Consider the following 25,189-nt stretch of genomic DNA (forward strand, 5'->3'; position numbering starts at 1 on the left):
TAAATTGTCAGAATATTTTTATTGACTTGTTCGTTATTAAGAACTATTATAGATGTATATAAAGAGATTTTATAAGTTATAAACATTTTTTGTTCATTATTAAGCACAATTTTGTTGTTTGATTTATATCAAGAGCTTTATTATTTTACAAATAGTTTACTATTATGTTTTTTCATACTTAGTCTTTACTATTGAGAAAGTTTTTCTTGTAGATAGAATCAAATCGAATTAAGTTGCATCATTTATAGGTGATATTTCCTTACCTTTATTAATGGAAATACTCGATCATACTGTGGGTTTATAACCTTAGACGCTTGTCGTCATTGGTGTGGTGTGAGGGGGGGTTAAATGCCCACTTTATTTAATACGTAATGAAATCTTATGTTATTAGGTTTTATTACGTATTAAATAAAATACAATTCGTAAAAGTTTGGACTTTAATCGAATAATTTCTTTATTAATATATTTTTACTAACGAATATAGAAAGTCAAAAGATTAGGAGAGGTGACTGTTAAACCTATTTATTAAACTTGGAGGTGAAAGATTCATGAGCGAGAACATTACAGTAGATATTTTGTTTCGTTCGAGTCGTCCGATTGAAGGAGTTAAAAAAAACAAAAATGAGTATTTTTTATGATAGGAGATAATATCAAATTACTCAGGAAGAAAAAAGGATTATCTTTGACGGAATTAGCTACCAAAGCAAATATTGCAAAATCTAATTTAAGTAACATTGAAAGAAATATTAATGACAATCCTTCAATTAAGGTATTAATAAAAATAGCAGATGAATTAGATGTCGAATTAATTAATCTGTTAGGAATTAGTGCTAGTCAATGTATGGATCAAGCAAATAATGATGAATGGACGTGTTTTGCTAAGAGGTTGAAGGAGCATGGGATCAGTACAGAAAAATTTTTGGAATATGAAAAAGTTATTGAGTTTATTGAATGGCAGATGAAAAACTCTCCGATAGAAAATATTAATAAAAGATAAGTTTTGATGGCGCGAGAATAATGCTGATTTTATAACATGCTGAGTTCTAGAATGTGAAAAAGGAGGAATATTATGAGCAGAAATATTAAACCTTTCTTTATTCTCACTGATTTGATAATCATCATTACTGCTTTTTTTTCTAGTTTTATTATTATAAATGAAATTACTATCTTATTTAATACTAATTTTTGGTTAACAAGTTTTATTATTCTATCTAGTTATTATTTATTTTCTTCACTTTTTAGACTGAACAAGAAAATTTGGCAGTATGCTAGCGTAGGTGAATTAAAGATAATTTTAAAAACACTTATTTTTTCAATTGCATTGACTGGTATATTACAATTTGTCATATTTTCTCATATTCAATATCGACTTCTTTTTGTAACTTGGCTTTTACAAGTTATCTTAATAGGAGGATCTCGATTTTCATGGAGGGTCCTGAAAGATAAAATAGGCAAATATAATCCTAATAAAACTAGAACACTAATAGTGGGAGCTGGTTCAGCAGGAGCTATGGTTGCTCGACAACTGTTATATAGTCAAAGTTGCCAACTTAGACCTATTGTTTTTGTAGATGATGATCCGAGAAAGCAACAGTATGATATTTATGGATTACCTGTTGTAGGAAAAGTGAATGAAATACCTGTCCTTGTAAAGAAATTTAACATTGAAAATATTATCATAGCTATCCCTTCATTAAAACGTCAACAACTAAATAGTATATACGAAACGTGTTTAAAAGCAAAAGTGAAAACAAAAATATTACCTATGCTAGAAGATTTGGTGACGGGAAAAGTATCTGTAAGTCAGTTTAGGGAAGTCAGTGTAGAAGATTTATTAGGTAGAGAACAAGTGAAACTGGACAATAAAAGTATTCAATCTTCTATTACAAATAAAGTTGTCCTTGTAACAGGAGCAGGTGGCTCAATAGGGTCGGAACTTTGCAGGCAAATTTCTGACTATATGCCTGCTAAATTAATTTTATTAGGCCATGGAGAAAATAGTATTTATAACATTGAAATGGAACTGAAGGAGTTATATAAAGGTAGATTTGCTATTGAAACAGAGATTGCAGATATTCAAGACCAAAAGAAGATACTGAGTGTAGTTGGTTATTATAAACCAGATGTCATTTATCACGCAGCTGCTCATAAACATGTTCCATTAATGGAAAGAAATCCGGAAGAAGCATTTAAAAATAACACAATAGGAACGATGAACGTAGCAAAAGCTTCAGATTTTCATTCTGTAAATACTTTTGTTTTAATTTCTTCCGATAAAGCAGTTAATCCAACTAGTGTTATGGGTGCTACAAAACGTCTGGCAGAGATGGTTGTCCAAGATATGAATAAGAGTAGTGAAACTAACTTTGCAGTTGTTCGTTTTGGTAATGTTCTTGGTAGCAGCGGTAGCGTCATACCATTATTTAAGAAACAAATTGAAAAAGGTGGTCCAATTACAATTACACATCCTGAAATGGTTAGATATTTCATGACAATTCCAGAAGCATCTAGATTGGTTATACAAGCAGGTTGCTTAGCGAGAGGTGGCGAAACATTTGTACTTGATATGGGTGAACCAGTAAAAATAGTTGATTTAGCGAAGAATATGATCAAACTATCTGGAAATTCATTTGAAGATATTCCGTTACTTTTCACTGGTATTAGACCAGGAGAGAAACTTTATGAAGAGTTATTAAATGAAGAGGAGATTGATGATAAACAAGTTTTCCCGAAAATATATTTAGGTAAATCTTCAACGATATATATAAATGAAATCAATGATTTAATATTGAGTTATCCTCTTTTTGATAAAGAGGCACTTCGTAAACGATTACTTGAATTAAGCAAAGGAACAAACGAGATTCCCGAAAAGCAAATTCTCTCTAAAGATGTACCAGTTGAAGCTTAATTGGGAAGATTATTCTTATAAAGTTATATTGGATTAGAAATTTTTATAGTTAAATATAGGAGTGATGGGAAGGAGAGGGAAAATGGAAGCAACTTTAAGTATAAAAGACATTATTAATATATTAAAAAAACGTTTTTGGATTATATTGGTCATTGTTTTTCTAGCTGTGGCCGCAAGTGCATATATTTCCTATTATTTGTTAACACCAACATATCGAGCATCAACTCAGATTTTAGTTAACCAATCACAAGATGAAGGAAGTAGTTACTATTCATCAGGAGATTTAAGGACAAATTTAGATTTAATTAACACTTATAAAGTTATCATATCAAGTCCGCGAATTTTAGAAGCTACATTGGAAGAACTCGGATTAGATCGATCTCCTGGATCGTTAAATGGACAAATAACTGTTAGCAATGTTGGTGAATCACAAGTAGTTAATATATCAGTCATCGATGAGAGTCCTTCTTTAGCTGTTGATATAGCAAATACCTTATCATTAGTGTTCAAAGAAGATATTGTAGATATTATGTCGGTTGATAATGTTTCGATCCTTTCATCTGCTGAATTATCAACTAACCCGTCACCTGTTTCTCCAAACACGAACTTGAATATAACGATCGCTTTTGTTGTAAGTCTTATGGGTGGAGTTGGTTTAGTTTTCTTACTAGAATTTTTGGATAATACGATTCGCACAGAAGAACATGTGGAAGACATATTAGGTGTTCCTTTGCTAGCATCCATTTCCAAAATTGATGTCTCAAAGGTGAAGATGGATGAAATTGCACAAACGAGACGAGCGAAAACAGGACGTGAAAACTATGGCGCGTAAAAAATTAAAAAAGAAGTTATCCGACAACAGACGTAGTCTTGTAGCAGAATTTGATAGAAGATCAACTGTTTCAGAGCAATTTCGAACATTGAGAACGAATATTCAGTTTGCAGCAATCGATCGTAAAATCAAAAAAATTATGATTACTTCAACTACTACAGGGGAAGGAAAGTCGACTATTATTGCAAATTTAGGTGTTGTACTAGCTCAGCAGAATAATAAGGTATTATTAGTAGATACAGACATGCGAAAGCCTACGATACATTACACGTTTAAATTACCTAACCATGTAGGTTTGAGTCACATTATTACAAGGCAAGCAAGGGTTGAAGATGTTGTTGTTGAAACATCCATTCTAAGACTCGATGTAATAACTTCAGGACCAATACCGCCAAACCCAAGTGAATTACTTGGATCAAAATCAATGGCAGAATTTGTTAATAATGTATCAAAAAGTTATGATTATATTTTGTTTGACGCACCTCCTGTTAATGCTGTAACAGATCCACAAGTGATATCAGGATTAGTAGATGGAACTGTTTTTGTCATACGTAGTGGCCAAACAGAAGAACGACATGCAAAACAAGCCTTAGAATCGTTGCGCAAGGTAGATGCTAAGATATTAGGCGTTGTACTAAATGAACGTGAACTAGAAAAAGAAGTTAATTACTATTATGGAGAGAGTTAATTTAACTCTTTTTTTTGTTTCTCTAATAATAGTAGGTGCTTAATCATTTACAATGAGGAGCTGGTTCTATGAAAGAAAGAAAAGAGATGGAGTATAATCAGGCATTTGCTTCTACTGTAGGAGCGCGAAATGAAACACTTCGTCATGTCATTATAGATCCAGTAGAAAGAGTAATAAGAAAACATAGTATTAAATTACCTTTGGAGAAACAGCAAAGAATATTCCTTTCGTCTCCTCATATGAGTGAAGAGGGTTATGAAATGCACTATATTAAGAGAGCGTTTGATACTAATTGGATTGCACCACTTGGTGAAAACGTAAATGAATTTGAGAATGAACTTGCTTTGAAAATAGGAAGTAAGGCTGCTGCAGCCCTAACAACGGGAACAAGTGCTATTCATTTAGCTCTTATAGCTGCAGGTGTTGGGGAAGGTGATTTAGTATTTTGTCCTAGTTTGACTTTCTCTGCTACAGCGAATCCCATTATTTATCAACACGCATCACCCGTGTTTATAGATAGTGATTATGAGACTTGGAATATGTGTCCTAAAGCATTGGAAGAGGCATTTGAGAAGTATCCAAATGTAAAAGCAGTTATTGTTGTGCATCTGTATGGTTTATCTGCAGATATGGATAAAATTGTTACGATATGTAAAAAACATCATGTTACTCTAATTGAAGATGCAGCTGAAAGCTTAGGTACTGTTTACAAAGGAAAACATACTGGTACTTTTGGAGAATATGGAGTCTTCTCTTTTAATGGTAACAAAATTATTACTACATCTGGTGGAGGCATGCTCGTATCAAATAATGAAGAAAGAATTGCAAAAGTGAGATATTGGGCTACACAGTCTAGAGATCCAGCAAGACATTTTCAGCATAGTGAATTAGGATTCAATTACAGAATGAGCAATGTTGTAGCAGGAATTGGAAGAGGTCAAATGAAGGTATTAGACGACAGGATAGAAAAGAAAAAGTATATTTTTGAATATTATAAAAGAGAACTAGGTGAGCTCGCTGGTGTAAAGCTCATGCCAGTAAATGATTGGAATAAACCGAATTATTGGTTAAGTTCACTGACGCTTAGTGGGAAGGTTAAACCTATAGATATTATAGAAGCTTTAGAAAGAAGAAATATAGAGGCAAGACCGATATGGAAGCCATTGCATATGCAACCTTACTTTCAAAAATATGATTTTGTTGGAAAAGGTGTATCTGAGAAGTTATTTGAAACAGGAATTTGTTTACCGAGCGATACAAAGATGACAAAAGAAGATCTAGAAAGAATTGTTCGAATTATTAAAAAGCTATGGTGAACGTTGTAAAAATGTTCCGTTAGGAGAGCTTCCTATGCAAAAGATACTAATATTAGCAAACAATGATGGAGGTTTATATAAATTTAGAAAAGAGTTAATACAGGAATTAGTTAAGAAATATGAAGTATATATATCTTTACCAAATGGTGAATTTATACCCTTTCTTACAGAGTTGGGGTGTGAGTTTATAGACACCGATATAAGTAGGAGAGGTAAGAACCCATTTACAGATCTAAAGTTAATGATGAAATATAGGATTCTATTAAATAAACTGAAGCCGGATGTTGTTTTAACTTATACGATAAAACCCAATGTATTCGGTGGACTTGTTTGTCGAATGAAAGGTGTACCTAATATAGCTAATATAACTGGTTTAGGCTCTGCAGTAGAAAATGGTGGCCTATTACAAAAAACAACTTTGTTTATGTATAAGTTATCTTTGAAAAAAAAATTATGTGTTTTTTATCAAAATAAAGAAAATGCGGATTTTTTTATAAAAAAGAATATTACTAATTGTAGACAGAGATTAATACCAGGGTCAGGTGTCAATCTTGATGAATTTTCAGTTATGGATTATCCGAATGATGATTCTATTCATTTTTTATTCATTGCACGAGTGATGAAGGAAAAAGGAATTGATCAGTATTTAGAAGCTGCTGAAACTATTAGAGGGAAATATGTTAATACAGTATTTCATATTTTAGGGTTTTGTGAAGAAGGTTACGAAGAGAAGTTGAGATACATGCAAGATAAAGGAATTATTCAATATCATGGAATGCAAAGTGATGTTAGAGAATTTCACAAAATATCACACTGCACGATTCATCCAACTTATTATCCAGAAGGTATGTCAAATGTTTTACTTGAAAGTGCAGCTAGTGGAAGGCCAGTTATTACGACAAATAGAGCGGGGTGTCGTGAAATAGTGGAGGATGGTGTAAATGGATTTATTGTGAATCAAAAAGATAGTAAAGACTTAATAGACAAGATAGAGAAATTTTTGAAGTTAGAATATGAGTCTAAAAAGCTAATGGGACTTTCTGGAAGAAAAAAGGTAGAAAAAGAATTTGATAGAAATATTGTTGTAGATGCCTATATAGAGGAGGTCAATAAAGTTGTGACATGACCAGCTTCATGTTAAATAGGTCTATAAACATTTAAGGATAGACAATGTTAAAGGTATATCTTAAAGAGAAAGGTTCATTCATAACTACTAAAAAATTACTTTAGGGGTATGAGAAAATGGGAGAATTAACAAGAGTTCTTCATGTTTTTGGTAGATTAGATTCTGGTGGAGCAGAAAGTAGAACAATGGATATTTATCGTTGTATAGATAAAACAAAGGTACAATTTGATTTTGCTATTCACACAGAGGACGAGTGCTTTTTCTCAGAAGAAATAAGGTCCTTAGGTGGTAAAATATTTCACTTTCCTCGTTTTACTGGAAAAAATTACTTTGAATACAAAAACTCATGGCTAAATTTTTTCAAAAGTCATCAGCAATATAAAATTATTCATGGACATCAAACGAGTACTGGCTTTATTTATTTAAATGAGGCGAAAAAAAATGGTATCCCAAAGCGGATAGCTCACGCTAGAAATTCAAATAAAGATAGTTCGATTAAAAAATATACAACTCGCTTAACTCGTTTTTATGCGACAGATCTTTTAGCAGTTTCCAAGTTAGCAGGAATAAGCGAATTTGGAAAAAAGTTTGTCAATAAGGGAACCGTTAAAATCATTCCGAATGCAATTCAGGTAAATAAATACTCTTTTAATAATCAAATGAGAATCGAAAAGAGACTAGAATTAGGGCTAATAAATGAATTAGCAGTCGTACACATTGGCCGATTTGAATCTCAGAAAAATCACGACTTTTTGTTACGAGTATTTAAAGAAGCAGTTAGAAAAAGTCGAAATTTGAAATTGTTTTTGATAGGTAATGGTCCTGCAATAGAAATGGTTAAAGCTAAAATTCAACAACTAGGTATTGAGAATAAAGTTCAACTACTTGGTATTCGATCTGATGTTCCTGAAATTCTTCAAGCCATGGATATATTGTTATTTCCATCCCTTTTTGAAGGGTTACCAGGGGTAGTGCTTGAAGCACAAGCGTCTGGTATTCCTTGTGTTATTTCAGAAAATATAACAGATGAAGTTAAAATAACAAACTTAGTGAAGTATGTTTCGCTAAGTAAGAGTCCAGATTATTGGGCGGATATTTTATTAAGGTATTCTCAAAAATTCAAAAGAATAAACACTTACAGCGATATAGTTGAAGCGGGATATGATATACAATCTGTGTCGAACTACTATGAAGAGTTGTATTTGTCACAACAGATATATGAGAACTATTATGGACATAGTTATTGAAGAATAACGGTTATCTATTATTATTTATTTTGAAGTACTCATGCATGTAAATCTGAATTAAAGGAGGGGGTAAAATGATTAGAGTCTTGCATATAATAGGAAGTTTAAATAGAGCAGGTGCTCAGGCGTTTATAATGAATGTATACCGAAGTATAGATCGAACTAAAATTCAATTCGACTTCGTTGTTAATATAAAAAGTGAAAATGGCTTTGATGATGAAATAAAGAAACTCGGAGGCAAAATATTTCTTGTTTCGCCAAAAGAAAAAGCTCTGTTAAACAATTTTAAAAATATAAAAAGAATTGTGAAAGATAATAAATATAAAATAGTTCATAGACATACGAATACATCGACAGTTTTTCTAGATTTGTTAGCAGCAAAGTTAGGAGGAGCAAAGACTTTGATTGCTCATTCCCATAATACGAATGCTGCAAAACTAAATAAGTTACATTATTTTTGTAGACCTTTGTTAAACGCAGTTGCAACAAATTCTTTTGCTTGTTCTCATGAAGCTGGACTGTGGCTTTTTGGTAATACTAAATTTACCATTTTAAAAAATGGTATTGAAATTCAAAAATTTATATACAAAGAAAGCACTAGAAACCAAATAAGAAATAAACTCGAATTAAAAAATAATTTTATATTAGGTCATGTTGGGAGATTTCACCCTGCTAAAAATCATATGTTTTTACTCGATATATTTAAGCAGATAAAGTCAAAATTACCAGACAGCAAATTATTGTTAGTTGGAGATGGGGAACTAAGAAATGATATCGAAAATAAAATTAAAAGTTTAGATCTTTCTGACAGTGTCATATTGGCAGGAGTTGTTACTAATATTAATGACTATTTTCAGGCAATGGATGTATTTATAATGCCATCATTGTATGAAGGGCTACCTGTAACCTTAGTAGAAGCTCAAGCTGCGGGGCTAAAATGCTTTGTAGCTGATAATGTGTCAAAAGAAGTAAATGTAGAGAATCTAATCACAAATTTAAACATCAATGATAAGACAGAACACTGGGTGGAGAACATATATCTATTAAAAAATGGGTATGAAAGGAAAAATATGTCTTTTGAATTGAAAAGATCTGCTTTTGATATAGAAGATACTGCGAAGGTACTCGAAGAGTTCTATTCATAAGTTTAGGAATAAATTACTTTGTTGTTATATTGATTGTTTGTAAATAAAACAATCTATAAAAATACTTCTAAAGATTCTAAATTGTGTTTAATAGGGCGGGGGTGTAAAATGAGTACACTTATAAGAAATTTGAATAAATACAAAGAGGTAGGATTGAATAATTTTTTACTCAGTATTATTAGCGTTTTGATCAGACACATAAACATATTATTAATGCGAATTAGTATATATAGTATTAAAAATAAAATTATGGATATTTTTTACAGATATAAGTTTAAATTTAGAGCCGATCCAAATAAAATAATTGAAGTTAATCCATTGGAAATAAGTAAAAGAATTAATAATGAAAAAAACAAAAAGTGGAGTTTTGGAGTAATAATGGATGGAAATTGGGATTATGATGTTCATTCTATTAAAGAAGACTGTAAGTTTAAAAGCATAAGAGAACACTTTGAAGAAGGGGTAGATTGGGAAAATACTGAATTATTTAGAATTTATGAAGAAAGGTTAAAAAAAGAAAAGATCGTAATTGGATGTACTACTATAAATGAGCTTGTAGATAGATATGAAAGTAAAATTGACAGTATGTATCTTCATATAAAAGCAAATGGTATATTATTACCCTCAAAAGATAATCCAGAAATAGATATGATTTATGTTTATATAGATAGAGACGGCCAATTTTTATTTAGTGCTGATGGAAATCATAGATTGTCTATTGCAAAGATACTCGGAATAGAAAGTATACCTGTAAAAGTAAAAGCGAGGCATATAAAATGGCAACAAAAAAGAGAAAATCTGTATAATAAAAACTATAATTATTTACAGGAAGTAGATAAAAAACTATTGAATCATCCCGATTTAAAAGATATGGTAAAGAACTATTGAATAGTTAAAAGTTGGCTTTATTATAAATTAATTTAAAACAATATATTTTTATTCTGAATGCTACTTCTCAACAAATAATTAAACTAAGTTAACACTCCGAAACAACAGTCGACAATAATAGAATCATCGTTAATCGCTAAAACAAAAATAAATTTAGAATAAATGTCACAAAAATAAAAATATAAAAGAAATGAATGTACAGAATTACCTATGATTTCAAAATGGGTACTGCTGTACATTTTTTATATTTTCAAAACAAAAGTAATCTATTAAATAAGGAATTAATTTTGATTAGGAGGAATGGTATGGTGAAAATAAATCGTTCTGCTAAAAGCATGATGTTTATTGTATCCTCTCTTGCTAATGGTGGTGCCCAGAGAGTTATTAGTGAACTGGCAAATTACTATGCTGACAATGATATAACTATACACATTTTACTCTTATCAAGTGATGATATATTTTTTAAGATCAATAAAAAGGTAAATATCATTCCTGTATGTAATGAAATTAGTAAAAAAGCCGGTTTATCTGCAATGATATCAAGGTGGAAATTAATAAGAAAGTATGCAAAACAACTTAAACCTTCCGTTGTGATCTCCTTTCTATCTGTCACTAATATATATACTTGTTTTGCTTTAGGTTTTACTGATCACAAAGTAATTGTCAGTGAACGCAATGATCCTAGGCATGATCCTAAGAGTGTGATCAAAAGGAGAGTCAGAGAATGGGCTTATAGATTGGCAGATGGACTTGTTTTTCAAACAGAAGATGCACAACATTATTTCGATAAAGTTATTCAAGATAAATCAATAGTAATTCCAAATCCAATAAAAGGAGATTTACCAGAACCGTTTATGGGAGAAAGAACTAAAAAAATTATAGCAATTGGAAGACTAGAAAAACAAAAGAATCTACCATTGCTTATTGAATCATTTCATATATTTCATAGAGAAAATGCGGATTACATTCTAGATATTTATGGTGAAGGAACAGAAAGAGATCCTCTTGAACAATTAATTAAACATTTTGGACTTGAGGATAAAATTACGCTTAAAGGCAATGTAACTAACATTCATCAATCTATACTTGATGCGTCATTTTTTGTGATGAGTTCGGATTATGAAGGGATGCCGAATGCTTTAATGGAGGCAATGGCTCTAGGTTTAGCGTGTATTTCAACAGATTGTCCATGCGGAGGACCTGCATCTCTAATTACAGATGAAGAAAATGGATTATTAATTCCACCTGATAATAAAGAAGCTTTAATTCATGCGATGAAAAGAGTATCTAGAGATACCCATTTAAGAAAAAAAATATCACTAAATGCAATAAAAATAAATAATGGAAAATATGCACTACCACAAATAGCTAATCAATGGTTGGAATTTAATGAATCCATTTCAAAAACAGACTTAGGTGAATTATATGAACATATCAAAACAAATTAATTGGTATACAATTGTAAACAATTTAACTGGTATTTTTCTTGTGCTTTATATCGTAAGTTTATCTGCTTTTAATGAGGTATTTCCTTTGTTAGGAACGTTGATGTTGTATTCATTTATGTTAATGAGTGTACTTTACATTTTTATAAAGAAAAATTTGAAAGGTAATTATTACACTATTGCGATTTTGCTTTATTCTATTTTATTGTTGGTATCCATTATTTATACGCCAGATTGGCGACTAGGATTGTCAGATATATATTCATTTATCACTTGTGCAATCATCATGGTGCTTCTTGTTAACTATTTAGACAGTAAAGATAAGATTTATTTCTTAATCAATGGATTTATTTTGGCTGGGATAGTTTTAAGTATTCTTGTAATTAGTCTTAATGGGTTCAGTGTATTTTCTCATGCGGCAGCTAGTAACCAAGGTTATAGACTTGGTGGTGATATCGGAAATGCAAACTTTTTAGGGATGACATTTGCATACAGTGCAGTTTTTGCATTATATATGGTGCTTAACTTCTCTAATAGAAATAAATTTTTTTTATTTTATATTACTGCAATAGTAGTAAGTGTTCCCTTTGTATTTTTAACAGGTTCCAAAAAAGCGTTATTTATTTTAGTATTTGGAATTATGTTAATTGTTATTTTTAAACATGCGGAGAAAAACGTAATACTTAAAAGGATTTTTTATTTCGTTAGTGGGATCATACTTCTGACATCTGTCTATTGGTTAATTAATACTGTGGAAGCATTTTGGTATATAGCGCAAAGAACAGAGGAGATGATAGGTACCTTTACTGGTACTGGTGCAGTAAGTAGCAGTGATGAATACCGTTTATATATGATAGAGAGAGGCATTGATGCTTTCGCTAATAAACCTATCTTTGGTAATGGAGTTGCATATTCGCGCGAAATATTTGGAACATATTCCCATAATAATTATATTGAGATTCTCATGAATACTGGTTTAACAGGTTTCCTTATATTTTTTTCTTTCTATGCAATTTCTCTTTATGGAATAATTAAATGGATTCCGAAAAAGAGTCCACTTAAATTAATTGCTTTGTTTATTATGATATCAGCTATTGTTACCGATTGGGGACTTGTTTCGTACTATTCTCGATACAATCAAATACTATTTGTGTTAATAAGCGTGATTGTGTGTATGGAAAAAGTGAATATAAAAAAATCTATAAATGGTAATTATTCAGAAACTAGAAATATCATCATTCAGAATGAAACACAAAATAAAATTATTTAAGGAGATATATTATGGTGAGAAAAATAATTAAAGGAGTTAAAAATCCTAAAATTGTTATCTTTTATTTTCTTAAATCAAAAATATGTAGGTTATTACCAGATAAAATCTATCTAAAAATCAAATTTAAATTAAGAATGGGTAAAAAACTAGATTTACAGAATCCAAAAACATTTAATGAAAAACTTCAATGGTTAAAATTATTTGACCATAATCCAGAATATACAAAAATGGTCGATAAATATGAAGTTAGAAAATATATAGAAAGAACGATTGGAAAACAATATTTAATTCCACTAATAGGCGTTTATAATAATTATCATGAGATAGATTTTAGTAATTTACCAAATCAATTTGTATTAAAGCCTAATCATACATCGGGGGATGTATTTGTTTGTAAAGATAAATCAGAGATAGATTTCAATAAATTAAAAAATGAAATAAATAAGTGGCTAAAACTCAGATATTATTGGAATCATAGAGAATTACCATATAAAAACGTAACACCTAAAATTGTGTGTGAAAAGTATTTGGTAGATGAATCAAGCACAGAACTTAAAGATTATAAATTTTTGTGCTTTAACGGAATAGTTAAATGTTTTTATGTTGGTGCCAAAAGAAATAAGGAAGATGGTGGAACGTACGCAAATTATTATGATTTAAATTGGGTGTCATTACCATTCGAATTGCACTTTCCGAGGAGTGAAAATAAGATAGATAAACCAATGAATTTTAACAAGATGGTGAAATTAGCAGAGAAGCTATCGAAAGACACTATTTTTTTAAGAGTAGATTTTTATGAGGTAAATGGAGAGTTGTATTTTGGCGAATTAACTTATTATCCAGGATCAGGATTTGGTTTGCTTACTCCTGTATCTTATGACTATGAATTAGGTAGCTGGTTAGAATTACCACTCAAATTAAGTAAGTAATTTAGGAGGTGTTTTATGAACTTAATAATAGCTGGTGACTTAGCACCAACAGAATCAAATATGCATTTATTCAATAGTGCGGACATCACTACTTTATTTGGAGAAGAATTGCTTGAAGTATGGAATTCAGCTGATTACCGCATTTTAAATTTAGAAGTACCGCTAAGTAACAAAGAAGAACCGATACCTAAATATGGACCAAACCTTATTGCTCCAACAGAAACTTTCAATGGAATAAAAGCATTAAAGCCTTCTTTGGTGACTTTAGCAAATAATCATATTTTGGACCAAGGAATACAAGGGCTAAATACTACAGTAAATCTATTTAATGAGACAGGTATTCCATTTGTAGGAGTAGGAGATAATCTTAATGAAGCTACCAAACCTTTTATTTTACAACATCAAGGTATAAAAATTGGTGTATATGCTTGTGCTGAAAATGAATTTTCTATAGCTACTTCGAAGACTGCAGGTGTAAACCCATTTGATCCGTTATTAAGTCTTGATCATATTGCATCTCTTAAGGAAAAATGTGATTACGTTATTGTCTTACATCATGGAGGGAAAGAACATTATCGGTACCCATCACCATACCTTAAGAAAGTGTGCCGAAGAATGACTGAAAAGGGAGCCGATTTTGTGGTCTGTCAACATAGTCATTGTATTGGTAGTTATGAAGATTTCAAAGGGTCGACTATCGTATATGGTCAAGGGAATTTCTTATTCGATTATTCTAAAAAAAATGAATTTTGGGAAACAAGTTTACTAATAAAATTAAATTTCACTAACGTTCTCACTGTTGACTATATCCCATTAGTGAAAAAAGATAATGGTGTTCGTTTAGCTGTTGACAAAGGAGAACATATATTAAAAGAATTTCAATTACGTTCAAAAGAGATACTTGAAGAAGGCTTTATTGAAGAAAAGTATCAAGAATTTGCAAAAGAGAGCTTTCAATCATATATAAGGAAATTATCAGGTTTTAATAAATGGTTAACTCGAATTGATAGAAGGCTATTAAATGGAATGCTTTTGAGGAATAAGTATAGTAGAAAAAAGTTATTAGCGATAGAAAATACTATTGAAAGTGAAGCTCATAGAGAATTGATATTAAAAGGATTACATTTAGAAAATAAAGAATAATAGTCGAGCAAAAAGTTATCAATTGCACATTGCTAGTTAGTCATAGCAATGTATTTTCTGTTGCTATAATATCGTTTTATTCTGCTATATGTTTGATTACTACATCAAATTCTTAATTTGCACTAGGGAGAGAGTCAATAAAATCTCAAAGATTCTTGGGAGGGGGTTATTATAAATGAAAAAAATGAAATACTTCATACATGCTCTTAAATTTTTTGTTGCATATATATTAGCAAAAACATATTATAGACCGTTATACAAACAAAATATATGGTTGATAGGTGAAAAGAAAACGGAAGCTAGAGATAATGGTTATCATTTTTTTAAGTACACAAGAAAAAATCACCCTGATATAAATGCTTACTATGTTATTACAAAAGATTCTCCAGATGTATCTAAAATTATAAAATACGGAAATGTAATTTATTGTTATTCAATGAAACATTATATTTTTTTTCTAACAGCAAAAAACTATATAAATTCTCAATCTAATAATAGTGCCTTTCCCTTTTGGTTGAATTTAGTGGAAAAGTTTCCATTTTTATTAAATAAACAGCAAAAACATATTCTTTTAAAGCACGGAATAGAAAAAGATTATAAAGGACCCAAATACCATTTTAATAAAACTGGATTTTCCATCATTTCGTGCGCAGCGGAAAAAGAGCGTGAGTCGATAATTAAAGAATATGGTTATCCAGAAAAAAATGCGTTGCTTTTAGGTTTCTGTAGGTTTGATAAACTACATGAAAATGAAAAAAATCTAAAGAAACAAATAATTGTCATGCCGACATTTAGAAAATGGTTATCTGCTTCAGACGTAACGAAAGAAGCTAAAAAGTCAGAAAAAGAAACGTTCAAAAAAAGTATGTTCTACCAAGCATATGTTGATTTTATGAACAGGGATCACTTAGCAAAGTTACTTGCTGATTTTGATTACGAGTTAATCTTTTATCCTCATTATTCCATACAAAGTTATATTCCACTTTTTAGAGAGGAAGTTGAGAATACCAGAATAATTGTAGCTGATAGATTTAAATATGATGTTCAGGAGTTATTGATGAACAGTTCCGTTATGATAACGGATTTTTCGAGTGTGTTTTTCGATTTTGCTTATATGAAAAAACCTCAAATATTTTTTCAGTTTGACCAGAAAGACTATAGGACTAAGCACTATCATTCTGGATACTTTAGTTATGAAAAGGATGGTTTTGGCCCAGTTGTAAATGGTATAGAAAAGTTGTTAGAGGAGCTTGAGAAAGTCTTACTCAATGAAGCTAAGATGGAAGCTAAATATTTGAGAAGGACGAGTGAATTTTTTACATTGCGAGATAATGATAATTGCAAAAGGACGTTTGAAGCAATAAAAACGTTGAGTTGATTAGTAAAAGATAAAAATATTTTTTAATGAGTTGGGACCTGTAGGTATTAGTTAAAGAAGGAGGTCTTAAACGAAATGGTAAGAAGAATTGAATTCATGGGATTACCAGGAAGCGGAAAAACAACATTAAGTAACTTGGTTGCAAAAGAATTAAAATTACACAATAAAAAAGTAGATAATTTTCATATGTTTTTCAAGGATTCATTAAATAAACAATATAGACAGAAAGGAAAGATAACGTATTTACGATATATATTAATTAATAGAATGTTTAGAGGTTCATATACTCCTATGAAGGATTATAACGAACAAATTTCTATATTTATGATTGATAATAATAAAGTATGGCAAGATTTAATGGCATTAACGTTATTAAATGACGATGAAAAACGTAGAAGATACATTATTAAAAACATTATGATTACTGTTGCACAATTGGGAATTGTAAATAAGACTCTACAAGATGAAAGATATATGATAATGGATGAAGGCTTTACGAATAGGCTTTTAATGATGAACTTACCACTTAATAATGACAATGTGAATGTATATATAAATAGAATTTATACAAATTTAAAATTTCCTGAAGTGGTAATTTATGTTAAGTGTAACATTTCAAATTCTTTGGATAGAATGAAAAATAGAAAGAAAGGTGTTCCAGAAAGTTTTCGAATGCTTACTTCAAAAGAATTAGAAAATAAACTTAATAAAATAAGTGAATTTAGTGAGGATTTAATACCTATATTAGAAAGCGGAGGAACGAAAGTAATATCAATCAACAATAATAATTTAAAAGATTCTAAAGATAAAATAATCGAGGAGCTTAAAAACTTCTATGATTAACATATTCATTCCAATTGCATTCACCTCATAAAAGTACAGAATTAGTTGAAGTTAATATTCAGTCAAACCTTCTATAATTTTAAAGCGAAATACAATAAAGATTTTAGTTGAAGTTGAGTTACAGGTGAAAAGATATTCAACTTTTTTATCATATATTTAAAAAAGGTTGTGAACGTTAGCATGGACACTTTCCGAAAAATACGAGCCCTAATAGGCAAAGAAGAAAAGAAAAAGTTTTTTGGTCTTTTTATATTAATGATTATTGCTGCATTAATTGAAACTCTAGGAATAGGTCTTATCGCACCATTCGTAAGCATAGTCACTAATCCAGATATAATATTCCAAAATGATGTATTATTTTCTATCTACTCATTTTTTGGATTTAACTCAACAAATTCTTTTCTTATCTTTGCAATTATAGGGTTGTTAGGAGTCTTCATACTAAAGAATCTATACCTATATTTATTTAATTATTTAAAATACCGTTTAATTTTTAGAGAGCAAGTAAAAATGTCTAAAAAACTACTAACTGCTTATATGGCGAAACCCTATACATTCCATTTAGAACGAAACTCAGCTGATCTAGTTCGAAACACAAATTCAGGAGTTCAAAAAGTTTTTAATAGCATCATAACACCTGCATTTATGATCATGACAGAACTCTTAGTTATTGTAGCCATTATCATTTTGCTATTAGTTGTTGCACCCATACCAACTTTATTATCTGGAACTTTAATCTTAGTGTCTGTCATATTATTCTTCAAAATATTCAGAAAGCAAATCGAGAAATCTGGAAAAATACAACAGAAAGCTCAAGGGCAAATGATAAAATGGGTAAACCAAGGCTTAGGTGCAGGGAAAGAAGTTAAGGTATCTGGTAGAGAAGATTTCTTTATAAATGCTTATACAAAAGAAAGTCAAAAATATGCTCAAGCATCACAGTTTTATTCAGTAATCAAAGAAGTTCCACGATTATTTATAGAAACTATTGTTGTGGCAACAATTTTATTAATCATATTAGTCGTAATGATTCAATCACAAGAACTAACCACTCTCATTGCGACAATAAGTTTATTTGCAATGTCTGCCATTCGAATAATGCCATCAATTAATCGCATGACTAGTGCTATGACAACAATTCGAAATAAAAAGCCAGCTTTGGATGCGATCTATAATGACTTACTTATGGAAGATGACAATACGGAAATAGAAAATACTCTTCTTGAATTAGTTTCAATCAACTCGAAGGAAAAATCCTTTCATCAATCTGTTGAAGTAGACAATGTGTCATATACGTATCCAAATGCTCATGAGCAGTCAATAAGAAATGTATCTCTTTCTATACCAATTGGCCAATCAATTGCATTTGTTGGACCAACTGGTTCAGGAAAAACTACATTAGTTGATATTATATTAGGTGTTCTTGAACCTTCTATTGGAGCAATTAAAATAGACGGAAATAGAATAAAGACTATCGACACGACATGGAAACAGAAAATTGGTTATATACCACAATTTATCTACTTATCAGATGATACTATTTGTCGTAATGTAGCATTTGGCATAGAAAATGAGCAAATAGATTATGAGGCAGTGTCTCGAGCTATCGAGCAAGCACAACTAAAAGATTATATAGATAGTCTCCCAGAAAAACTTGATACAGTTGTTGGAGAACGAGGCGTCCGACTGTCAGGAGGACAGCGACAAAGAATTGGAATTGCAAGAGCTCTTTATCATGATCCAGAAATACTATTTATGGATGAAGCAACTTCAGCACTTGATAATGATACGGAAAAAGAAATTATGAGAGCGATTGACAGTCTTAAAGGTGAGAAAACGTTGGTTATTATTGCACATAGATTAAGCACTATACAAAATTGTGATGTTGTATTTGAGATGGATAGAGGTGAACTAATAAAAGTTAATCAGGCCCAAGGTTAATATATGTCATTTCTCTTCTTTGACAGAAATTACCACAGACATGAATTTGACACTCATATCACGTTGTAATTGCTCTCTTGATTACTAATTTGCAACGAAAATGCTTTCTTATCGTATGTAGCACAAAAATGTAATAGGGGGGGTATGAATGGAAAAGATCAAAAATGGAGGTTTTTCTATATGTTTTATTGGTTCAGATGGTGCTGGTAAAACGACGATTAGTGAAGAAATCGAAAAATGGCTATCTTTAAATAACACTTGTAAAAAAGTTTATCTTGGTAGTAATGATCAACATTTAAGTATGTTTAAAAGGTCTAAAGAAGTGATTAGTAAAGTACAAAAAAATAAATTATCAAACAAACACAATAAAAATGATAAAGCTTTTAAAGATGGAAAGGTAAACAAGATAAAGGTCATAAAGATAAATAAACATAAAGTATTTATTCGATTTTTATTTACTATGTTTCATGCAATGGACTTATTAAAATTATCAAAGAGATCATTAAAAAAGCTAAAGGAAGCACAAAAATATCAACAAAAAGGTGGAATAGTAATATTTGATCGTTTTCCTCAAGTGCAGTTTAAAGGGATATATGATGGTCCCAAAATCCGAGATAAATATTCTCAATATTCACACATAACTGTGATAAGAAAGTTAGCTGATCGTGAGGAAAATGTTCTAGGAAAAGCGAAGAAATACTCACCTAGATTAGTATTTAAACTTCATTTGCCACCAGAAGTGTCAATCAGCCGAAAACCTGATCATTCCTTCGATAAAATAAAAAGAAAAGCTGAGATCACTAAAGAATTAGAGTTTGAAAATTCAACTATATATAATATTGATGCTACGCAACCTTATGAAAATGAGTTAAAAGAAATAAAAAAATTAATAATGGAAGAGCTGAGCCGTTTTAAATAAATATTCTTATAGTTATGTGATTTTGCATGATATAAATATATATCATTGAAACTTTTAATTCTGCGTCAAATTTTAGATATGCGTTATTCTAACATATGATCACCATTTTTGTATGAGGGCAAAACTGTGAAAAGAGAGTGGTGAAATTAATGTTAAATGTATGTAAAGAACTTTTGGATCAATTTGAAAAACAAAATATTTTGTATTGTCATTGGAAAGGAAACGATCATGTTTACAAGGGACTTAACGGTATTGGTGATATAGATATACTAGTATCCATACAAATGAAAGAAAAATGCTCTGTTTTATTGAGGTCTATAAACTTTGTTCATGTTATTACACAAAAAGAACAGAGAAGTGAAAATATTGAAGATTGGATTGGTTTAGATTTACCTTCTGGAAAGTTAGTCCATTTACATTTACATTATGAATTAAAGATTGGACATAAGTACGTAAATGAATATAATCTTCCTTTTAATGACCTATCATTAAAACTTAGAGAATATGATTCCGTTCATAATATTTATGTTCAAAACCCCTGTATAGAATTACTAATACTATACTCAAGAATAGTATTAGAGAAATCTAAAGATGAACGCAGCAAAAATAAATATCAAGCAAGTTTTTCTTTTTTAATAAATAGAATCTCTTATGGTGACTTTGTTTCTATATTAAAGGAAGCAGGGATTGAGAAAGGGGCGCAAGAAGAGTTTTTGAATGTTTTAAGTCATAAATCTCTCGAAAGGATTAATTTCGAAAAAGTAGAACGTGAAGTTAAAAAAATCATCATTAAAAACACCAATTTCGCTCAGTTGAAGTATTACATTTGGAAATATCGAATTACTATCAGAAAAATTCAAATGAGATACAATAATAATTCTACTACAATTACAAAAAAATTATTACCTGCAAGAGGGTTTATTTGGATACTAGATGATAACGATACTGTTAATCAAGTGAAGGAATGGCTAAATTGGAAAATAGAAGTAAAAATAATTGATATTAAATTGGGAAACAGAAATCCCAAAAGATTAATTAATGACTTAGAAAAGTATTTAAATTTAGGCGGGATTGCATTAATAGATAATAGTCCTGATTGTGATTTAATGATAACAAACTTAAAAGAAAACATTCCAGATATTTTTCAAGAGAAAGAAAATCCTTCTAATTTATTGATAGTGAAAACGGTAATATGGAAAACAATTAATTCAAGGGAGAAAGTTCAATTGGATTCAAAAATAGCAATCAGGTGATTTCCAAACAAAGTGCAACTTTATTTTCTATATCTTCAGGGGAGCCTTAATTATAGAAAGGGGGGATGACCATAATGAAAAAAAAATATAAATATTTTATCAAGCGAGTCAAATTTAGAATTAGAATGATTTTTTTAAGAGATATAAAAAACATTTTAGATTATGGTAAAATAGCACCTTTATATGCAGAGAGAATCTATGTTGATCCAACTGAATTATTAGCAATTGACTTAGATACTCATAAGAAAATAGGGTGGGGGCCGAAATATTCAGGAAAGGTTATTGAATCTTGGCCTTTGAGTAAAAGTGATTATATACCACTTACTGAAGTTGAAAAAATTAACTATTGTATAAAGCATTGGGTGGATGGAACTAGCTGGGAAGATACAGGCGAATATTCTTTCTATAAAAAGAAATCAAATAATATGAATAGTATAATTAAAAGGCACAAAGAGTTAGATCGCATATTTGAAGAAATTAAAAAAGATGGGAAATTAAAAACTAGAAAAGAATTAAGCTTTTTAGCTTATCGAGAAGAATTTGGCATTAGAATCAATATAGGTCCAGAAGGGGAGTTAATATTTGCTGATGGAGGTACTCACAGAATTGCAATAGCTCTTATTTTAGGTTTTAAACAGGTGCCAGCGCAGATTGGTTGTATTGACCGGAGGGCATTAACTCTTTTGCCTAGATTAAGAAAGAAAGTAGAATACATTGAAAATGAAAGTTTATTTTATTTTTAGATATGTAGACTATAATAAGGGTTGTTTTCATTTTGTTATGTGCAAGGAGTCTGAGGAGGTATGATTAATGAAAATTTTAGTTACCGGTGCAGCAGGATTTGTAGGTATGCACTTATCAAAACGGCTGTTACAAGATGGATATACTGTCATTGGTTTTGATAATATAAATGATTATTATAACATTCAATTAAAAAGGGATCGATTGGAAGTTCTTCTTCCATTCGATTCTTTTTCTTTTTACGAAGAAGATTTAGCTGATCGACAGGCATTGAATCAATGCTTTGATAACGAAAAAATTGATGTGGTTATTAATTTAGCTGCTCAAGCAGGAGTACGATACAGTTTAGAAAATCCACAAGCATATATTAATTCTAACATTCTAGGGTTTACTAATATTTTAGAAGCGTGTCGACATCATCATATTAAACATTTAATTTATGCCTCTTCTAGTTCCGTTTATGGAGCCAATGTAAAAATGCCATTTTCAACGTCTGATGAAGTAAATCATCCAGTTAGTTTATATGCTGCTACAAAAAAATCTAACGAATTAATGGCTCATACCTATAGTCATTTATTTAATCTTTCAACGACAGGGTTACGTTTCTTTACTGTTTACGGAACACACGGGCGACCTGATATGGCCTACTATTCATTTACTAAGAACATCATTGAAGGTAAACCGATTAAGGTGTTTAACAAAGGTGAAATGATGCGCGATTTCACCTATATAGATGATATCGTCGAAGGCATTGTTGGATTGATTGGTCATCCACCTAAAGCTAACCCGTTTTGGGACCGAGAGAATCCAGACCCTAGTTCTAGTTATGCCCCATACAAGATTTATAATATTGGCAACAATCAACCAGTTAAACTTATGGACTTTATTCAAACTTTAGAGAGGCACATAGGCATGGAAGCAAAGAAAGAATTTTTACCGATGCAACCAGGCGATGTGCAATCAACCTTTGCGAAAATAGATGACATACAACATGCCATCGGATTTAATCCTTCCACAACGATTGATGAGGGATTAAAGAAATTTGTAGATTGGTATAAAGATTATTATGAAGTAAAGCAAGCGAGAACATTTGTACCTTTACAATATAGAAAGAAGATATTTGCTTTTAAAAGGAGTGAAACGATATGAAAATTAAAAAGGCAATCATTCCTGCGGCTGGTCTTGGTACACGATTTTTACCAGCAACAAAAGCTCAGCCAAAAGAGATGCTTCCAATTGTCGATAAACCGACAATTCAATTTATTGTTGAAGAAGCTATTGCCTCGGGAATTGAAGACATCATCATTATTAGCGGACGAGGAAAACGTGCCGTTGAGGATCATTTCGATAAATCATATGAATTAGAAGAAACGTTACTAAAGAAAGAAAAGCTTGACCTGTTAGCAGAAATTAAAGGTATCTCAAATATGGCGAATATATATTATATAAGGCAAAAAGAACCCCTAGGTCTGGGGCATGCTATTGGATGTGCAAAACATTTCATTGGTGATGAACCGTTTGCTGTTTTGCTAGGAGATGACATTGTTCAGTCAGAAACTCCTTGTTTAAAGCAACTAATAAATATATTTGACCGTTATAATTCATCTGTAGTTGGGGTTCAGCAAGTCCCAGATAAAGATGTCTCAAAATATGGAATTGTATCTCCAAAAATAACACCAATAGAAGATGGGGTTATTCACGTAAAGGACTTGATCGAGAAACCAAAACAAAATGAGTCTCCCTCAAACTATGCAATCATGGGACGTTATATATTACGACCAGAAATTTTTCATATTCTAGAAAATTTGGCTCCTGGAGCTGGTGGGGAAATACAATTAACAGATGCTATTAAAAAACTGAATGAAAACCAAATCGTCTTAGCTTATGAATTTATTGGGAATCGATACGATGTTGGGGACAAATTAGGATTTGTTAAAGCTACAATAGACGTTGCTTTGCAAAGAGATGATTTGAGAAATGAAGTATTGGATTACTTACAAAAAATAACAGAAAATTATTTAGAAACGGAAAGTAATCCTTGATAATAGCTGGTCACTTACAAAAAGTAAATTGATTAGGAGGTGGTATCATTTATGACTACATTTAAAATAATAAACTCGTTACTAGATTGGGAAATGGCTACAAGTGAATTTAATAACTTAGATATCTATTATTCATACCAATATGGAAAAACATCTGCTAACGAAGAAAATGGAGATCTGTTTGCTGCCTATTATTCTAATGAAGGTTCTAAATTATTTTATCCATTTATAAAACGAAAGGTAGAAATAGGAAATGAGAAATTAAATGACATCATTACTCCATATGGGTATGGGGGGCCGATCGTTGAAGGAGAAAGCAAAAAAATAGTTGTAGAATTCTATAATAAATTTAAATACTATTGTTTAACTAATAATATTATTACGGAGACGGTAAGATTTCATCCAATCATTAATAATGCAACCTATTGTGGGAGTTTTTTAAATTGTAAGTATATCAGAAAGACCACCGCGGTAGATCTTAACAAGACATTAGAAGAAATAAGAAATAATTATTCATCCATGAATAAACGTAATATTAAGAAAGCGAAAAAGGAAGGCGTCACCTGTATAAAAGCAGAAAGTACAGAAGAAAACATGAACATATTTATCTCCCTGTATAAACAAACAATGAAGAAAAATAAAGCTACTAGCTTTTACTATTTTGATAAAAGCTACTTTTCAGAACAAATGAACAAAACATCAATGAGCGAAACAATTTTACTTTTCGCAATGTATAAAAACGAAATTATTGCGGCAGTTATGGTGATAATTGGTAAAACAAACGCTCATTATCATCTAGGTGCTTCAAATAGTGAGTTCCTAAATTTAAAACCTAATAATTTATTATTTGATTTCATGATTGAATATTGCAAGTTGAATGGTTCATCTGTTTTACATTTAGGTGGAGGATATAAAGAAGACGATGGTTTATTTAAGTTTAAATCTTCTTTTACTAATAACAATAACTATGATTATTATATTGGAACAAAAATTTATAATCATGATATATACAGAGAAATTGAAAATGATATTAAACAGACATACCACACGAATGAATATTTTCCAATCTACAGAGGGGAATTAATAGAAAAACAACCCGAATTATTAGTCGAGTTCAAAGTCAGATGACTTTGAT

22 protein-coding genes are annotated in these 25,189 nt (G+C 30.6%); all 22 read left to right on the forward strand.

Going from position 1 to position 25,189, the window contains the following annotated elements; translation table 11 throughout:
- Nucleotides 1–634 precede the first annotated feature (634 nt).
- The 22 genes from QDN89_RS14550 (at nucleotide 635) to QDN89_RS14655 (ending at nucleotide 25,182) form a co-directional block, all read left to right on the forward strand.
- Entirely contained in the window at nucleotides 635–997 is a 363-nt protein-coding gene (locus tag QDN89_RS14550) for a helix-turn-helix domain-containing protein (protein ID WP_280770882.1), read from the forward strand.
- Nucleotides 998–1,069: 72 nt separating this feature from the next.
- Nucleotides 1,070–2,908 carry a polysaccharide biosynthesis protein gene (locus tag QDN89_RS14555; RefSeq protein ID WP_280770883.1) on the forward strand — a complete coding sequence of 613 codons (1,839 nt, stop codon included), beginning with the start codon at nucleotides 1,070–1,072 and terminating at the stop codon, nucleotides 2,906–2,908.
- A gap of 82 nt (nucleotides 2,909–2,990) precedes the next feature.
- Complete coding sequence (locus QDN89_RS14560; protein ID WP_280770884.1) at nucleotides 2,991–3,740, forward strand: YveK family protein; 750 nt, start codon at nucleotides 2,991–2,993, stop codon at nucleotides 3,738–3,740.
- Nucleotides 3,730–4,428 carry a CpsD/CapB family tyrosine-protein kinase gene (locus tag QDN89_RS14565; protein WP_280770885.1) on the forward strand — a complete coding sequence of 233 codons (699 nt, stop codon included), beginning with the start codon at nucleotides 3,730–3,732 and terminating at the stop codon, nucleotides 4,426–4,428. The genes QDN89_RS14560 and QDN89_RS14565 overlap by 11 nt, the downstream gene beginning before the upstream one ends.
- A 239-nt stretch (nucleotides 4,429–4,667) precedes the next feature.
- Complete coding sequence (locus tag QDN89_RS14570) at nucleotides 4,668–5,744, forward strand: DegT/DnrJ/EryC1/StrS family aminotransferase (protein WP_280771040.1); 1,077 nt, start codon at nucleotides 4,668–4,670, stop codon at nucleotides 5,742–5,744.
- Nucleotides 5,745–5,778: 34 nt separating this feature from the next.
- Nucleotides 5,779–6,870: a glycosyltransferase family 4 protein gene (locus QDN89_RS14575; protein ID WP_280770886.1), complete on the forward strand. Its 1,092-nt coding sequence runs from the start codon at nucleotides 5,779–5,781 to the stop codon at nucleotides 6,868–6,870.
- Between the two features lie 116 nt (nucleotides 6,871–6,986).
- A complete protein-coding gene (locus tag QDN89_RS14580) occupies nucleotides 6,987–8,117 on the forward strand; it encodes a glycosyltransferase family 1 protein (protein ID WP_280770887.1) in 1,131 nt (376 codons plus the stop codon).
- 74 nt (nucleotides 8,118–8,191) lie between these two features.
- Nucleotides 8,192–9,262 carry a glycosyltransferase family 1 protein gene (locus QDN89_RS14585; RefSeq protein ID WP_280770888.1) on the forward strand — a complete coding sequence of 357 codons (1,071 nt, stop codon included), beginning with the start codon at nucleotides 8,192–8,194 and terminating at the stop codon, nucleotides 9,260–9,262.
- Between the two features lie 108 nt (nucleotides 9,263–9,370).
- Entirely contained in the window at nucleotides 9,371–10,150 is a 780-nt protein-coding gene (locus tag QDN89_RS14590; RefSeq protein ID WP_280770889.1) for a ParB N-terminal domain-containing protein, read from the forward strand.
- A gap of 305 nt (nucleotides 10,151–10,455) precedes the next feature.
- A complete protein-coding gene (locus tag QDN89_RS14595) occupies nucleotides 10,456–11,598 on the forward strand; it encodes a glycosyltransferase family 4 protein (protein ID WP_280770890.1) in 1,143 nt (380 codons plus the stop codon).
- Nucleotides 11,576–12,865, forward strand: coding sequence for an O-antigen ligase family protein (locus QDN89_RS14600; protein WP_280770891.1), 1,290 nt, complete (start codon nucleotides 11,576–11,578; stop codon nucleotides 12,863–12,865). The genes QDN89_RS14595 and QDN89_RS14600 overlap by 23 nt, the downstream gene beginning before the upstream one ends.
- A gap of 11 nt (nucleotides 12,866–12,876) precedes the next feature.
- Nucleotides 12,877–13,794: an ATP-grasp fold amidoligase family protein gene (locus QDN89_RS14605; RefSeq protein WP_280770892.1), complete on the forward strand. Its 918-nt coding sequence runs from the start codon at nucleotides 12,877–12,879 to the stop codon at nucleotides 13,792–13,794.
- Nucleotides 13,795–13,809: 15 nt separating this feature from the next.
- Entirely contained in the window at nucleotides 13,810–14,937 is a 1,128-nt protein-coding gene (locus tag QDN89_RS14610; RefSeq protein WP_280770893.1) for a CapA family protein, read from the forward strand.
- Between the two features lie 175 nt (nucleotides 14,938–15,112).
- Nucleotides 15,113–16,315: a CDP-glycerol glycerophosphotransferase family protein gene (locus QDN89_RS14615; protein ID WP_280770894.1), complete on the forward strand. Its 1,203-nt coding sequence runs from the start codon at nucleotides 15,113–15,115 to the stop codon at nucleotides 16,313–16,315.
- A 75-nt stretch (nucleotides 16,316–16,390) separates the two neighbouring features.
- Complete coding sequence (locus tag QDN89_RS14620; RefSeq protein ID WP_280770895.1) at nucleotides 16,391–17,158, forward strand: P-loop domain-containing protein; 768 nt, start codon at nucleotides 16,391–16,393, stop codon at nucleotides 17,156–17,158.
- 180 nt (nucleotides 17,159–17,338) lie between these two features.
- Nucleotides 17,339–19,099: an ABC transporter ATP-binding protein gene (locus QDN89_RS14625; protein ID WP_280770896.1), complete on the forward strand. Its 1,761-nt coding sequence runs from the start codon at nucleotides 17,339–17,341 to the stop codon at nucleotides 19,097–19,099.
- Nucleotides 19,100–19,247: 148 nt separating this feature from the next.
- A complete protein-coding gene (locus QDN89_RS14630; protein WP_280770897.1) occupies nucleotides 19,248–20,018 on the forward strand; it encodes a nucleoside/nucleotide kinase family protein in 771 nt (256 codons plus the stop codon).
- A gap of 149 nt (nucleotides 20,019–20,167) precedes the next feature.
- Nucleotides 20,168–21,271, forward strand: coding sequence for a hypothetical protein (locus QDN89_RS14635; RefSeq protein WP_280770898.1), 1,104 nt, complete (start codon nucleotides 20,168–20,170; stop codon nucleotides 21,269–21,271).
- A 74-nt stretch (nucleotides 21,272–21,345) separates the two neighbouring features.
- A complete protein-coding gene (locus QDN89_RS14640; protein ID WP_280770899.1) occupies nucleotides 21,346–22,014 on the forward strand; it encodes a hypothetical protein in 669 nt (222 codons plus the stop codon).
- Between the two features lie 67 nt (nucleotides 22,015–22,081).
- Nucleotides 22,082–23,161: an NAD-dependent epimerase gene (locus QDN89_RS14645; RefSeq protein ID WP_280770900.1), complete on the forward strand. Its 1,080-nt coding sequence runs from the start codon at nucleotides 22,082–22,084 to the stop codon at nucleotides 23,159–23,161.
- Complete coding sequence (gene galU / locus QDN89_RS14650; protein ID WP_280770901.1) at nucleotides 23,158–24,054, forward strand: UTP--glucose-1-phosphate uridylyltransferase GalU; 897 nt, start codon at nucleotides 23,158–23,160, stop codon at nucleotides 24,052–24,054. Before QDN89_RS14645 ends, galU begins: the two co-directional genes overlap by 4 nt.
- A gap of 51 nt (nucleotides 24,055–24,105) precedes the next feature.
- A complete protein-coding gene (locus QDN89_RS14655) occupies nucleotides 24,106–25,182 on the forward strand; it encodes a lipid II:glycine glycyltransferase FemX (RefSeq protein ID WP_280770902.1) in 1,077 nt (358 codons plus the stop codon).
- Nucleotides 25,183–25,189 lie beyond the last annotated feature (7 nt).

Source organism: Salipaludibacillus daqingensis (genome assembly GCF_029891575.1).
Lineage (GTDB): Bacteria > Bacillota > Bacilli > Bacillales > Salisediminibacteriaceae > Salipaludibacillus > Salipaludibacillus daqingensis.